General features: G+C 66.5%; 10 protein-coding genes. 7 read left to right on the forward strand and 3 right to left on the reverse strand.

Annotated features, from left to right (window positions below):
• Window positions 1–62: 62 nt before the first annotated feature.
• A complete protein-coding gene (locus LN047_RS24560) occupies window positions 63–1,169 on the reverse strand; it encodes a glycosyltransferase (protein WP_056325286.1) in 1,107 nt (368 codons plus the stop codon).
• Between the two features lie 767 nt (window positions 1,170–1,936).
• A complete protein-coding gene (gene coq7, locus LN047_RS24565) occupies window positions 1,937–2,614 on the reverse strand; it encodes a 2-polyprenyl-3-methyl-6-methoxy-1,4-benzoquinone monooxygenase (RefSeq protein ID WP_062839989.1) in 678 nt (225 codons plus the stop codon).
• A gap of 122 nt (window positions 2,615–2,736) precedes the next feature.
• Between coq7 and LN047_RS24570 the strand changes: the two genes are divergently transcribed.
• The 4 genes from LN047_RS24570 (at window position 2,737) to LN047_RS24585 (ending at window position 7,296) form a co-directional block, all read left to right on the forward strand.
• Window positions 2,737–3,180, forward strand: coding sequence for an OsmC family protein (locus LN047_RS24570; protein WP_056325280.1), 444 nt, complete (start codon window positions 2,737–2,739; stop codon window positions 3,178–3,180).
• Window positions 3,181–3,295: 115 nt separating this feature from the next.
• On the forward strand, window positions 3,296–4,267 hold the full coding sequence (locus tag LN047_RS24575) for a thymidylate synthase (protein ID WP_056325276.1): 972 nt from the start codon (window positions 3,296–3,298) through the stop codon (window positions 4,265–4,267).
• Between the two features lie 408 nt (window positions 4,268–4,675).
• Window positions 4,676–6,739 carry a putative bifunctional diguanylate cyclase/phosphodiesterase gene (locus LN047_RS24580; RefSeq protein WP_373980463.1) on the forward strand — a complete coding sequence of 688 codons (2,064 nt, stop codon included), beginning with the start codon at window positions 4,676–4,678 and terminating at the stop codon, window positions 6,737–6,739.
• 71 nt (window positions 6,740–6,810) lie between these two features.
• Window positions 6,811–7,296 carry a dihydrofolate reductase gene (locus tag LN047_RS24585; RefSeq protein WP_280148061.1) on the forward strand — a complete coding sequence of 162 codons (486 nt, stop codon included), beginning with the start codon at window positions 6,811–6,813 and terminating at the stop codon, window positions 7,294–7,296.
• An 11-nt stretch (window positions 7,297–7,307) separates the two neighbouring features.
• Here the strand turns inward: LN047_RS24585 and LN047_RS24590 are convergent, their stop codons facing one another.
• Entirely contained in the window at window positions 7,308–8,726 is a 1,419-nt protein-coding gene (locus LN047_RS24590; protein WP_056325966.1) for a PLP-dependent aminotransferase family protein, read from the reverse strand.
• Between the two features lie 158 nt (window positions 8,727–8,884).
• Between LN047_RS24590 and LN047_RS24595 the strand changes: the two genes are divergently transcribed.
• The 3 genes from LN047_RS24595 to LN047_RS24605 all read left to right on the forward strand — a co-directional run bounded on the left by LN047_RS24595 (window position 8,885) and on the right by LN047_RS24605 (window position 13,534).
• Entirely contained in the window at window positions 8,885–10,210 is a 1,326-nt protein-coding gene (locus LN047_RS24595) for an aspartate aminotransferase family protein (protein WP_056325267.1), read from the forward strand.
• Between the two features lie 106 nt (window positions 10,211–10,316).
• Window positions 10,317–11,810, forward strand: a complete 1,494-nt coding sequence (locus LN047_RS24600; protein ID WP_152382606.1) for a CoA-acylating methylmalonate-semialdehyde dehydrogenase — start codon at window positions 10,317–10,319, stop codon at window positions 11,808–11,810.
• 209 nt (window positions 11,811–12,019) lie between these two features.
• Window positions 12,020–13,534, forward strand: a complete 1,515-nt coding sequence (locus LN047_RS24605; protein ID WP_373980464.1) for a M81 family metallopeptidase — start codon at window positions 12,020–12,022, stop codon at window positions 13,532–13,534.
• The last annotated feature ends 75 nt before the right edge of the window (window positions 13,535–13,609 follow it).

A 13,609-nucleotide genomic window follows, 5' to 3' on the forward strand; every position in this document is an offset into this window, starting at 1 on the left:
ATTTTAAAGATGGTCTGGTGATGGATACCGAGCCCCCGGCGGCTATCGCCGGGGCACTCAAACTAATCGGTGGTTCGCAGCACGGACGGCAGCAAGAGCCACCCCGGGCGGCGCCAGGAGACCAGGCGCGCGTACAGCCAGATATAGACGCTGGCAAAGACAACCAGGCTGGCGCTCAGGGCCCAGGCGTTGTCCCACCAGATCGTGGCTGGCACCAGCCCGATCAGCGCCAGGACCCACATGTACGGGGACGCCAGCGCATTGCAAAGCGCGGGGACGGCGTGGCGCCGGCCGCGGCTGAAGGTGACCCGGACCAGCCGGCGGAACACGAGCTGGTGCAAGTGCAGCGCATCGGGCTGATCCACCGGCACGCCGCGCTTGAAGCGGCGGCGCCAGATCGAGAAACCGGTTTCGAAAACGGGGTAGAACAGGACCGCCAGCGCGTAGAACGGCGACACGGACGGGTTGCGCACCACCAGCAGCACGGCCAGTTCGGCCAGCATGAAGCCCAGGAAGTACGCGCCGCCATCGCCCAGGAAGACCCGGCCAAACGGGAAGTTCCACACGAGAAAGCCCAGGGTGGCCGACGCCAGCGCCGCGGCCACCAGGAAGATCGGCACATCGCCGACCTGCAGGGCAACCAGGCTGATCGACACCGCCATCAGCGTGGCGACCATGCCGGCCAGGCCGTTCATGCCGTCCACGATATTCAAGGCATGGGTACAGCCGCCCACCGCGAACATGGTGAACAGCAGCGAAACAGGCCAGAACGAAAGCACGTAATCCACAGGGGCCATGCCGACACGGCTAACGCCGCCCAGCAGCCACCACGCGATGGCCGCGGATAGAAAAGCGGCCAGCAAACGCTTGCTGGCGCCGATGTCCTTGGTGATGTCTTCAAGCAGGCCGGCCACGAAAACGGGCAACGCCGCGACGAACAGCGCGGGCCACAGCCAGGTAAGGGTCATGTTGCTGGGTCCGAGGACCAGCAGGCCAGCCAGCGTACCGGCAAGCACCGCCAGACCGCCGACGCGGGGCGTCGCGCGGGAATGATTGGCTTGGGGCTTGTTGAGGTCGCTATCGCCGGTAAACGCGCCATGCCAGCGCTCGGACGCCACGATGAGTCCCCCCACCATGAACGCGACCACGCATATGTACAGCCAGGTCACTGGATCACCTCTGGTTGGTCTATCGAGACAGGCCCGCCATTATCGGAGGCAGGTGTAACGCCCATATATGGGAGGGATAAAGAAGTGCAATTCCGCGGCACAGAACGTAACGCGCGCAGGCGGGCAATCCGTCCGCCGCGCATGTGACTGGAACGCGCTGGCGCGCGAGCGCCCGGCAGTACTGGTTTCATGTGGGAGATTGTAGAGCGTTCCGCCTCTGGGCACGCGAATTATCCGAGGGAAAACGCGGGGGCCTGAAAGCATCCGCGCGGCGTGGCAACGCGCGGGAATTGCCGCGATCGCTTACAAATAGGGACGCAACGATTCGGGACAAAAAAAAGCCCGAGATCGTGAGATCTCGGGCTAAATCCACCAAAGGAGGAGGGTGGAGGAGACAACCGTGGCATGTTGGGAGCTGGCTTTCTGCTCGCTACGCTTCCGGGGTTTTCACCGCGCCGTCTGCGTTTCAACATCCGATGTGTGAATAGTACCTACGTTTTTTGTGCGTTGCAAGATTTTTTTTGATCTATTTTTGACGGCCCGGGACGCGTTGCTTTTTTGCTGCAAATTTTTCGCAGCCCTCTCGCAAAGCCGCGCCAATCAACGACCTTGCCCAGAACCGGGTTTTTGCGAAACGGGTTTACCCCTTGCGGAATAACCCTGAATCATCGCGGGTAATCCCACCCTGGCCGCCGCACCAAAATGGTGCCCCAGGCACCATCAGGCGGCGGAATTTGCGCATTGCAACATTTTTTGCAGGCGCGGTTTCAGATCCAGTAGGCGGTGGTCGTCATGACCTTGGACATGGCGCGCATGGCCATTTTCACGGGCGCGGGCAGCGGAACGCCCCCTGCCTGCTCGGCGCTGGCGCGGTGCTGGGCCTCGTCGTCCTTCATCTTCTGGACGATCTGGCGCGAGCGCTCATCTTGCACCGGCAAGGTGCGCAGGTGTTCGTCCAGATGGGCCTCGACCTGCTTTTCGGTTTCGGCCATGAAGCCCAGATTGCGGGGTACGCCCGCCACGCTGGCCATCACGCCCAAGGCAAACGAGCCTGCGTACCAGACGGGATTGAGCAAGCTGGGCCGGCTGCCCAATTCGTTCAGGCGCTCGTTGCACCAGACCAGATGGTCGACTTCCTCGGCGGCGGCGTTCAGCAGCAGCGCGCGCGGCGCGGGCTCTTTGCAGACCGACGCCTGGCCGCGGTAGAGCGCCTGCGCGCAGACCTCGCCGACATGGTTGACCCGCATGAGCCCGGCGGCGTGGCGTTTTTCCTGTGCCGAGAGGGTTTGCGGTGATTCCTCTGCGGTGGCGGGATAGGCCCGGCCGGCGCTGGCATTGCCGGACAGCACACGCAACGCCCGGTCGGTCTCGGCCAGCAGGGCATCCAGGGGGCCGTGGCGTCGGCGCAGGGAAACGGGACCGGATTGGGACAACGTGGTGGACATGGCATCTCCTGGCAATTCGGACACCCCGCACCCCTGATGCGAGGCGGGGTTCTCATGCCCGGGATTGTACGCAACGGGTATCATCAGCCATTGACTGCGCTCAAGCTCAAGGACTCACCAACATGGAATGCACGATCGACTGGGGCGGCCCAAGCGGCATGCTCTTTACCGCCAGCACGGGTAGCGGCCACGTGGCCGTGATGGACGGCGCCGTGGACGGCGGCGGCCACAACCTGGCGCCCCGCCCCATGGAAATGCTGCTGGCGGGCACGGGCGGCTGCACCGCCTACGACGTGGTGCTGATCCTCAAGCGCGGCCGCCACGCGGTCACCGGTTGCAGCGTCAAGCTGCAGGCCGAGCGCGCCGACACCGACCCCAAGGTCTTTACCCGCATTCACTTCGCCTTCACCGTTACCGGCCGCAATCTGCCGCGCGCGGCCGTCGAGCGCGCCGTGCAGCTTTCCCACGAAAAGTACTGCTCGGCCTCGGCCATGCTGGAAAAGACGGCCGCCATGACATTTTCCGTCGACATCGTCGACACGCAGGAAGCCGCCGCCACCGCCTGAGCCGCCTCGCGCGGCCGTGGTGTAATTCGGCATTCACTATATATAGGCGCCGCCGCGACGCGTTCGTGGCGGCGCGCTTGCTTCCCGGACCGGGACAGCAGGCACAAGGATCGCCATGAAACAATACCTGGACCTCGTTCAATCCATCCTCGATACCGGCTCGTGGCAGGAAAACCGGACCGGCATCCGCACCCTCAGCATGCCGGGCGCCTCGCTGCGCTTTGACCTGCAGCAGGGCTTTCCCGCCGTCACCACCAAAAAGCTGGCGTTCAAGTCGGCCATCGGCGAAATGGTGGGTTTTCTGCGCGCCTCGCGCAGCGCGGCGGAATTCCGCGATTTGGGCTGCAAGGTCTGGGACCAGAATGCCAACGAGAACGCCCAGTGGCTGGCGAACCCCTATCGCGAAGGCCCGGACGACCTGGGGCCCGTGTACGGCGTGCAGTGGCGCCAATGGCCAGCCTACAAGATGCTGGATGCCAACCGCCCCGCGCAGATCGAGGACGCGTTGTCGCGCGGCTACGCCAAGGTGGCCGACCTGGTTCAGGACGGCGAGCCGAAGGTGCTGCTGTACAAGGCGGTCGACCAATTGCGGCAATGCCTGGACACCATCCACGAACGCCCGGGCGACCGGCGGATCCTGTTCCATGGCTGGAACTGGGCGCAGATCGAGGAAATGGCGCTGCCCCCCTGTCACCTGCTCTATCAGTTCCTGCCCAACGCGACGACCCGCGAGATCTCGCTGTGCCTGTACATCCGCTCCAACGATGTGGGCCTGGGCACGCCGTTCAACCTGACCGAGGGCGCGGCGCTGCTGCACCTGGTCGGCCGCCTGACCGGCTATACCCCGCGCTGGTTCACCTATTTCATCGGCGATGCGCACATCTACGAGAACCACCTGCCGATGCTGCGCGAGCAACTGACGCGAACGCCTTATGAGTCGCCCCGCCTCGTGCTGTCGGACCGCATTCCCGACTTCGCCGTGACCGGCCGCTACGAGCCCGAGTGGCTCGAGAAGGTGGAACCTGGCGATTTCTCATTGTCGGGCTACACGCACCACGCGCCCCTCACGGCCGCAATGGCCGTCTGACCCCAGCGCCGGCCTGGCCCGGCGCCCGCCTTTCAGGGCTGATCCGCAACCCGCCGGACGACCGTCCGGCGCCCCATTCCTTGCACGTCCCGCAGCAGGTGAAGATTGGTGAGCTTCTGGAAGCGTGATTTCGGTATAACCCATCCCTTAGCCTCGGACGCGCGTCCAGCATGCCGCGCGCCCCGTCGCTATCGACCGGCCCTCGCGGCGCGCCATGCCGAACGCCCGAACCGCGCCGACCGCTGGCGTTGCCCCGCCCAATCCCCCATCCCTATAAAGAGAGTGTGAGAATCGCCAGCGACGAGAGCAGGATCCTCCTTGCGACCGTAATGCAACTGTTGACTACCAATTGAATTGAAAATCGTGCCCCGCGCCGCCGCCGCATGCGCTTAGGACAGGACCCCACAAATGCTCGTTGGAACTTATAACCCTTCGCTCGTCCTCGTATCCTTAGGGGTCGCCATCCTGGCGTCGTATACGGCGCTGGGCATGGCCAACCGCGTGAAGGCATCGAGCGGCCTGCCTGCCGCGAAGTTCTGGCTGGCGGGTGGCGCGTTCGCGATGGGCATCGGGATCTGGTCCATGCACTTTGTGGGCATGCTGGCCTTCAGCCTGCCCATCCCGATGGGATACGACCTGCCGCTGACCGTGCTGTCGCTCGCCATCGCGGTCGCGTGCTCGGCCTTCGCGCTATGGATGGTCTGCAAGGACGAACTGCCGTGGCGCAGGCTGGCGGCGGGCGCACTGCTGATGGGCTCGGGCATCGCGGCGATGCATTACGTCGGCATGGCCGCCATGCGCATGTCGCCGGGCATCGATTACGACCCGATGTGGTTCGCGCTGTCCGTGGTGATTGCCGTCGCCGCATCGGGCGCGGCCTTGTGGATCACGTACCGGCTGCGGCAGGACGGACCGCGCGTGGCGCTGTCGCGCCCGGCGGCCGCGGGTGTCATGGGGCTGGCGATCGTCGGCATGCACTACACGGGCATGGAAGCCGCGGGGTTCCCGGCCGGCAGCATCTGCATGGCCGCCGACGCCGGCATCTCGGCCGGCTGGCTGGCCATCGCCGTGACCGCGGTCACGCTGAGCGTGCTGGCCATCGCCCTGGTCGTGGCGGTGCTGGACAACCGGCTCGAGGCGCGCACGTCCGCCCTGGCCTCGTCCCTGGCCGAAGCCAACGAAGAACTGGTGCAACTGGCGCTGCACGACACCCTGACCAAACTGCCCAACCGCATCCTGCTCGAAGACCGGATGGAACAGGCCATCGAAAGCGCGACCCGCCGCCGCGGCCATTTCGCGGTGCTGTTCTTCGACTTGGACGGTTTCAAGGCCGTCAACGACGCCTACGGCCACCATACCGGCGACGCGCTGCTGATCGATCTGGCGCAGCGCATCCGCCAGGCGCTGCGCACACAGGACACCGTCGCCCGGCTGGGCGGCGACGAGTTCATCGTGCTGAGCGAAGTCATTGAACCGACCGACGCGGCCAACGTGGCGGACCGGCTGATCGAGGCCATCGGCCGTCCGGTCACGGTGTACGGCCACGACGTGCTGGTGACCTCTAGCGTGGGCATCGCGGTCTTCCCGAACGATGGCGAAGACACCCACTCCTTGCTGACCAATGCCGACGCGGCGATGTACCACGCCAAGCGGCTGGGCGGCACCGGCTACAGCTTCTTCGAGCCGTCCATGAACGCGGACGCGCACGAGCAGATCGAGCTGCTGCACGACCTGCGCCTGGCGCAGGAGCGCGGCCAGTTCGTCCTGCACTACCAGCCCAAGTACGAGGCGCCGGCCGGCCCGATCATGGGCGCCGAGGCGCTGCTGCGCTGGAACCATCCCACGCGCGGTCTGGTGGGCCCGGACCAGTTCATCCCGACGGCGGAAAAGACCGGCCTCATCCTCTCCATCGGCGAATGGGTCATCAACGAGGCCTGCCGCCAGATGCGCGAGTGGATCGATGCCGGCCAGGGGCACTGGACCATCGCCGTGAACATCTCGGCGCTGCAGTTCTCGCATTCGAGCCTGGTGGAAACGGTGCGGTCGGCGCTGGCGCGCCATGGCGTGCCGCCTGCCTGCCTGACCATCGAAGTGACCGAATCGACCGCCATGCGCGACGCCGAGACAAGCCTGACGGTGCTCAAGCGCCTGTCCGAACTGGGCGTCACGATCTCCATCGACGACTTCGGCACGGGTTACTCCAGCCTGCTCTACCTGAAGCGGTTGCCGGCGACCGAGCTGAAGATCGATCGGGGCTTCGTGAACCAGCTGGACAACGACAACGAAGATGCGGCCGTCGTGTCCGCCATCATCGCGCTGGCGCAGCAGCTGAACCTGCGCATCGTGGCCGAAGGCGTCGAGACCGCCGCGCAGCAGAAATTCCTGACCGGGCTGGGCTGCGACTCGCTGCAGGGCTTCCTGCTGGGCAAGCCCATGCCGGCCACCGAGTTCCTGGAACACGCGGAAAACTGACGGGGCGGACGCCGCAATTTGCTACGCTTACGGCATTCTTCCGGCCAAATCCTTACCCGTTCAAAGCACGCATGCCCGCCAGCCTTACCCTGATCGTCGCCTATTCCACCAACCGCGCCATCGGCCGCGACAACGCCCTGCCCTGGAAACTGCCGGGCGACCTGGCGCATTTCAAGCGCAGCACGCTGGGCCATCCGATCATCATGGGCCGCAAGACGTGGGACTCGCTGGGCCGTCCCCTGCCCGGCCGCAGCAACATCGTCATCAGCCGCAATCCCGATTTCAGCGCCGCCGGCGCCATCCTTGCGCCCACGCTTGAGGCGGCGGTGGCCGCGTGCGGCGACATCGACGAAGCCTTCGTGATCGGCGGCGCGCAGATCTACGCGCAGGCCCTGCCGCTGGCCAGGCGCGTTCTGGCCACCGAAGTCCATGCCGACGTCGAGGGCGATGCGTTCTTCCCGCTGCTGCCCGCGTTCCAATGGAAGGAAACCGCGCGCGAACCGCAGCCCGCCGAAAACGGCTACGACTACGACTTCGTCACGTACGAACGCGCCTGAAGACTTCCCCCCTAGGCCGCGCCCGCATTGCGCATGAAGCGCCACAGCGCGGGCGCTGCCGAATACGCCACGTTAAAGCGCACCCACGCGGTGTCGGCCTCGTCCGCTTCGAAGTAGGAGCCGGGCGCCAGCCAGATGCCGTCCTTGAGCGCCAGTTCCGCCAGGCCGTTTGCGCCGCGTTCGCGCCACTGCCCCGCCACCTTTGCCCACAGGAACAGGCCGCCCTGCGGCCTGCCATGGATTTCAAAGCCGTGCTGACGCATCTGCTCGGCCACTTCCGTATGCGCCTCGGCCAGCCGCTCGCGGGTACGCGCGATATGCGCGCGGTAGCGGCCCTCCCGGATGACCTGGTGCACGATGCGCTCCATGATCTCGGGCGTAGTCAGGCCCACCGCCATCTTGGTGCGGGCGATGTCGCGCACCAGATCGCGGTGCGCCACCACATAGCCCACGCGCACCGACGGACTGATGACCTTTGAGTAGCCGCCCAGGTACACGACCCTGCGCGCGCCATCCAGCGCCGCCAGCATGGGCGTGACACCCGGCGCCAGCTCGCGCGAGATGTCGTCTTCCACCACCCACAGCCCGTGCCGCTCGGCCGCTTGCAGGATGCGGAACGCATTGGCCATCGTGATGCTGGCGCCCGACGGATTCTGCAGCGCGGTGTTGATGAAGAGCGCGCGCGGCCGGTGCTGCGCCGCCACCTGCTCAAGGGCGTCGCAGTCCAGGCCGTCGGCCGTCCTGGGCACCGCGATGACGCGCAGGCCGGCCAGGCGCAGCATCTGCAAGAGATTGGCGTAGGCCGGCTGCTCGACGATCACCGTGTCGCCCGGCCGCAGCAGCGTGCGGATCACCGTGTCCAGCCCATGGGTCACACCCTGCGTCAGCAGCACCTGCGACGCCTCGACTTCCATGCCCTGCGCGCTCAGGCTGGCCGCGATGGTCTCGCGCAGCGGCGCGTAGCCATAGGGATGCCCGTAATTGGCGATCCGCATCGCGGGCACGCGCCCCATGTGGCGCAGCGCCACGTGCAGGCCTTCTTCGTTCAGCCATTCGCCGGGCAGCCACCCGCACCCCGATTTGATGGGGATGGAGTGGTCGGCAAAGATGTCCGACAGCAGCCACCCCGCGTTCAGGCGCGGCGGCTCCCAGGAGAGCGGTTCGGCGCGGCGCGTGGGCGCGTCGGGCGATGCCACCCGGTAGCCCGCGCCGGGCCGCGCGGCCAGCCAGCCCTGCGACACCAGCCGGCTGTAGGCGCTGGCCACGGTGAAGGTGCTGACGCCGTACTGGCGCGCGAACTCCCGGACCGAGGGTAGGGACATACCCGGACGCAGGGTCTGTGCCTCCACGGCGCGCAGGATCGCCGCGACCAGCTGTTCGACGAGGGTGGGCGCGGCCCCGCGGCCGCGGACGGGTTGGAAGTCGATCACAAGCAAACTGTACAGTTGTGGTGCCGACAACTATACAGTTAGCGGCAAATGCGCGGATCGTATATTTTCATTCCCGGCGGGACGTTCCAGAATCGTCCGAATCCCGCTGGCCGCGCGCGTGTTGCGGCGGCCACGGTTGTCCCTCTTCTGGAGTCACCATGAACGCCCCCGCCCAGTTGCCCGACCTGTCCCATCTCTGGATGCCCTTCACTGCCAACAAGCAGTTCAAGGCCCAGCCGCGCATGCTGGCAAAGGCCAAAGGCATGTATTACACGTCCACCGACGGCCGCCAGATCCTGGACGGCACGGCCGGACTGTGGTGCGTCAATGCCGGGCACGGCCGCGAGGAAATCGTCGAGGCCATCGCCCGTCAGGCCGGCGTCATGGACTACGCGCCGGGCTTCCAGCTGGGCCATCCGCTCGCCTTCGAGGCCGCCACCGCCGTGGCGGGCCTGATGCCGCAGGGCCTGGACCGCGTGTTCTTCACCAATTCCGGCTCGGAATCCGTCGACACCACGCTCAAGATCGCCCTGGCCTATCACCGCGCGCGCGGCGAAGGCCAGCGCACGCGCCTCATCGGCCGTGAACGCGGCTATCACGGCGTGGGCTTTGGCGGCATCTCGGTGGGCGGCATCTCGGCCAACCGCAAGACGTTCTCCGGTGCGCTGCTGCCCGCCGTGGACCACCTGCCCCACACCCATAATCTTGAGCAGAACGCCTACTCGAAGGGCCAACCCGCGTGGGGCGCGCACCTGGCCGAAGAACTTGAGCGCATCATCGCCCTGCACGACGCCTCGACCATCGCAGCCGTGATCGTCGAGCCGATGGCCGGCTCCACGGGCGTGCTGATTCCGCCCAAGGGCTATCTGGAAAAGCTGCGCGAAATTACCGCCAAGCACGGCATCCTGCTGATTTTCGATGAGGTCATCACCGCCTACGGCCGCCTGGGCGCCGCCACGGCATCCGAATTCTTCGGCGTGACGCCCGACATCATCGCCATGGCCAAGGGCGTCAGCAACGCGGCCGTGCCGGCCGGCGCGGTCGCCGTCAAACGCGAGGTGCACGACGCCATCGTCAACGGCCCGGCGGGCGGCATCGAGTTCTTCCACGGCTACACGTATTCGGCGCACCCGCTGGCGGCCGCCGCCATCCTGGCCACGCTGGACATCTACCGCCGCGAAGACCTGTTCGGCCGCGCCCGCAAGCTGTCGGGCGCATTCCAGGAAGCCGCGCACAGCCTGAAGGGCGCGCCCAACGTCATCGACGTGCGCAACCTGGGCCTGGTGTCCGGCATCGAACTGGCGCCGCGCGCAGGCGCCCCGGGCGCACGCGCCGCCGAAGTCTTCCAGCGCTGCTTCGACAGCGGCCTGATGGTGCGCTACACCGGCGACATCATCGCCGTCTCGCCCCCGCTGATCATCGACGAGGCCCAGATCGGCCAGATCTTCGAGCAGATCGGCAAGATCCTGAAAGAGGTTGCCTGAGTTGCCATCCTGTCGCGCGCCCGTGGCGGCGCGCCATCCGCACACGGGCGGCCGCCGGCCGCCCCGCTGCATTTTCTGACGTATTCCCGCATCGAGCCTTGCACCCATGAAGAAGATTCCGCATTTCATCAACGGCCAGCCCTACGACGGCGGCAGCAGCCGCTACGCCGACGGCTTCAACCCGGCCACCGGCGAGATCGCCTCGTCCATCCCGCTGGCCTCGAACGACGACGTGGCGATGGCCGTGGCCGCCGCCAAGGCCGCCTTTCCCGCCTGGTCGGAAACCCCCGCGCTCAAGCGCGCCCGTATCCTCTTCAACTTCAAGGCGCTGCTGGACCAGCACCAGGATGAACTGGCCGAACTCATCACCCGCGAACACGGCAAGGTGTTCTCGGACGCCAAGGGCGAAGTGATGCGCGGCATCGAGATCGTCGAGTTCGCCTGCGGCATTCCGCAACTGCTCAAGGGCCAGTACTCCGACCAGATCGGCGGCGGCATCGACAACTGGAGCATGCGCCAGGCGCTGGGCGTGGTGGCCGGCGTCACGCCTTTCAACTTCCCGATGATGGTGCCGTGCTGGATGTTCCCGGTGGCCATCGCCTGCGGCAACACCTTCGTGCTCAAGCCGTCCGAGCGCGATCCGTCCGCGTCCGTGCGCCTGGCTGAACTGCTTACCGAAGCGGGTCTGCCGCCCGGCGTCTTCAATGTGGTCCACGGCGACAAGCAGGCGGTCGACGCGCTGATCGCCCATCCCGACGTGGAAGCCCTGTCCTTTGTCGGCTCCACGCCGATCGCCGAATACATCTACGCCGAAGGCACCAAGCGCGGCAAGCGCGTGCAGGCCCTGGGCGGCGCCAAGAACCACCTGGTGGTCATGCCCGACGCAGACCTGGATCAGGTGACCGACGCGCTGATGGGCGCGGCCTATGGTTCCGCGGGCGAGCGCTGCATGGCCATTTCGGTGGCCGTGGCGGTGGGCGACGTGGCCGACAAGGTGGTCGAACGCCTGACGCCGCGCGTCAAGGCGCTGGTGGTCAAGGACGGGATGCAATCGGACGCCGAGATGGGTCCGCTGGTCACCGCGCAGCATCGCAAGAAGGTGATGGGCTACATCGAGGACGGCATCGCCTGCGGCGCCGACCTGGTGGTGGACGGCCGCGACCTCACGGTGCCGGGCAACGAAAAGGGCTTTTTCCTGGGCGGCACGCTGTTCGACAACGTCAAGCCGGCCATGAACATCTACCGCGAAGAGATTTTCGGGCCGGTGCTGTGCATCGTGCGCGTGCCGGACTTCGCCAGCGCGGTGGACCTCATCAATGCGCACGAGTTCGGCAACGGCGTGGCCTGCTTCACGTCCGACGGCGGCGTGGCGCGCGCGTTCGCGCGGCAGATCAAGGTCGGGATGGTGGGCATCAACGTGCCGATCCCCGTGCCCATGGCGTGGCATTCGTTTGGCGGCTGGAAGCGGTCGCTGTTCGGCGACCATCATGCGTATGGCGAGGAAGGCATCCGCTTTTACTCGCGCTACAAGAGCGTGATGCAGCGCTGGCCCGACAGCATCGCCAAGGGCGCCGAATTCACGATGCCAGTCGCTAAGTGACGCCCCCCCCGAGGCGCGGAGCGCCTCCCCCCAGGGGGCGTCGCAGCGGACCGGCGGAGCCCGGATCCGCGCGACCCCGCTTTGGCAGGGATTGCCGGACTTGGGGCGCGTCGTTCTTGCCTTGGGGTTAAGGGGCTTGGCTTGAAGCACTGACACTGCGCGGCGTCTCGCCGCGCCTTCCGAATATCTGTACGACAGGGGGAAACCTGATGCGCATCGGGATCGGCGGCTTTCAGCATGAGACCAATACGTTCGCGCCGTCGCGCGCGGCGTGGGAGGATTTTGCGGACAAGGGTGGGGGGTGGCCGAAGCTGGTCAGTGGCCCTGCGATGTTCGAAGCGGTGGCGGGGGCCAATATTCCGGTGGCGGGATTTATCGAGGCGATGGGCGAGCATGCGTTGATACCCACGACGTGGGCGGCGGCCAGTCCCTCCGGGCATGTGACCCGGGATGCGTTCGAGCGCATCAGCGCGATGATTCTGCAAGGGCTGTCGCAGGCGATGCCGCTGGACGGCGTGTATCTGGACCTGCACGGCGCGATGGTCACCGAGCATCTGGACGACGGCGAAGGAGAATTGCTCAAGCGCGTGCGTGAACTGGTCGGCCCCAATGTGCCCATCGTCGCCAGCCTGGACCTGCACGCCAACGTGACTCGCGCGATGGTGCGCCATGCCGATGCGCTGGTCTGCTATCGCACCTATCCCCATATCGACATGGCCGAGACCGGCCAGCGCGCCGCAAACCTGCTGACGCAGCGGCTGGGCGGCATGCCGCGTCATTACGTGGCGCTGCGCAGCCTGCCCTTCCTGATTCCGCTGTGCTGGCAGTCCACCGACATCGAGCCGGCCCGCAGCCTGTACCAGTTGCTGGGCGATCTGGAGGCGCGCGGCGCGGCCAGCAGCATCTCCTTTGCGACCGGGTTCCCGGCCGCGGATTTTCCCGAATGCGCGCCCACGGTCTGGGCCTACGGCATGACGCAAGCCGAAGCCGATGCCGCCGCCGACGAGATGGCGCGCGCGGTCGAGAATGCGGAACAGGACTTCGGCGGCAAGCTCTACACGCCGGACGAAGCCGTGCAGGAAGCGTTGCGGCTGGCGCGCGATGCGTCCAAGCCCGTGGTCATTGCCGACGCGCAGGACAACCCGGGCGCGGGCGGCAGTTCCGACACCACCGGCGTGCTGCGCGCGCTCATCCGCCACGATGCGCGCGATACGGCGATTGGTCTGATTGTGGACCCGGCCGCCGCGCTGGCCGCGCACCGCGCCGGCGCTGGAAATACCATTCGGATTGCACTGGGTGGACATTCGGGTATTCCCCACGACGAACCCCTGGACACCGAGTTCATCGTCGAGAAAACTTCCGATGGACGCTTCGATACGCATGGTGCGTTCTATCGCGGCTTTCACATGGATCTGGGCCCCAGCGCGTGCCTGCGCATCGGCGGCGTGCGCATCATCCTGGCCTCCAACAAGGTGCAAATGGCCGACCAGGAGATGTTCCGGTTCGCCGGCGTGGAACCCACGCGCGCCGCGATCCTGGTGGTCAAGAGTTCGGCGCACTTTCGCGCCGATTTCACCCCGATCGCGCACACGATCCTGGTGTGCGCGGCGCCCGGTTCCATGCTGATGGATGCGGCAAAACAACCATGGACACGGTTGCGTCCCGGCATCAGAATGGCGCCTTGCGGGCCGGTGTTCGACGGCCGGTCTGCAGCGACAGCCTGACCCTCGCGCGCCGCTTCAGTGCGGCGCGTCAACGACGTAGCGGCCCATGCGCCGCTCACAACGCTTCAAGGGGAA

Origin of the sequence: Achromobacter sp. JD417, assembly GCF_041879325.1 — a bacterium.
Lineage (GTDB): Bacteria > Pseudomonadota > Gammaproteobacteria > Burkholderiales > Burkholderiaceae_B > Achromobacter > Achromobacter mucicolens.

Bases quoted from the DNA above. Each gene is read 5' to 3' on its own strand.
- coq7 (WP_062839989.1), bottom strand. From the start codon at position 2,614: ATGTCCACCACGTTGTCCCAATCCGGTCCCGTTTCCCTGCGCCGACGC.
- LN047_RS24570 (WP_056325280.1), top strand. From the start codon at position 2,737: ATGGAATGCACGATCGACTGGGGCGGCCCAAGCGGCATGCTCTTTACC.
- LN047_RS24575 (WP_056325276.1), top strand. From the start codon at position 3,296: ATGAAACAATACCTGGACCTCGTTCAATCCATCCTCGATACCGGCTCG.
- LN047_RS24580 (WP_373980463.1), top strand. From the start codon at position 4,676: ATGCTCGTTGGAACTTATAACCCTTCGCTCGTCCTCGTATCCTTAGGG.
- LN047_RS24585 (WP_280148061.1), top strand. From the start codon at position 6,811: ATGCCCGCCAGCCTTACCCTGATCGTCGCCTATTCCACCAACCGCGCC.
- LN047_RS24595 (WP_056325267.1), top strand. From the start codon at position 8,885: ATGAACGCCCCCGCCCAGTTGCCCGACCTGTCCCATCTCTGGATGCCC.
- LN047_RS24600 (WP_152382606.1), top strand. From the start codon at position 10,317: ATGAAGAAGATTCCGCATTTCATCAACGGCCAGCCCTACGACGGCGGC.
- LN047_RS24605 (WP_373980464.1), top strand. From the start codon at position 12,020: ATGCGCATCGGGATCGGCGGCTTTCAGCATGAGACCAATACGTTCGCG.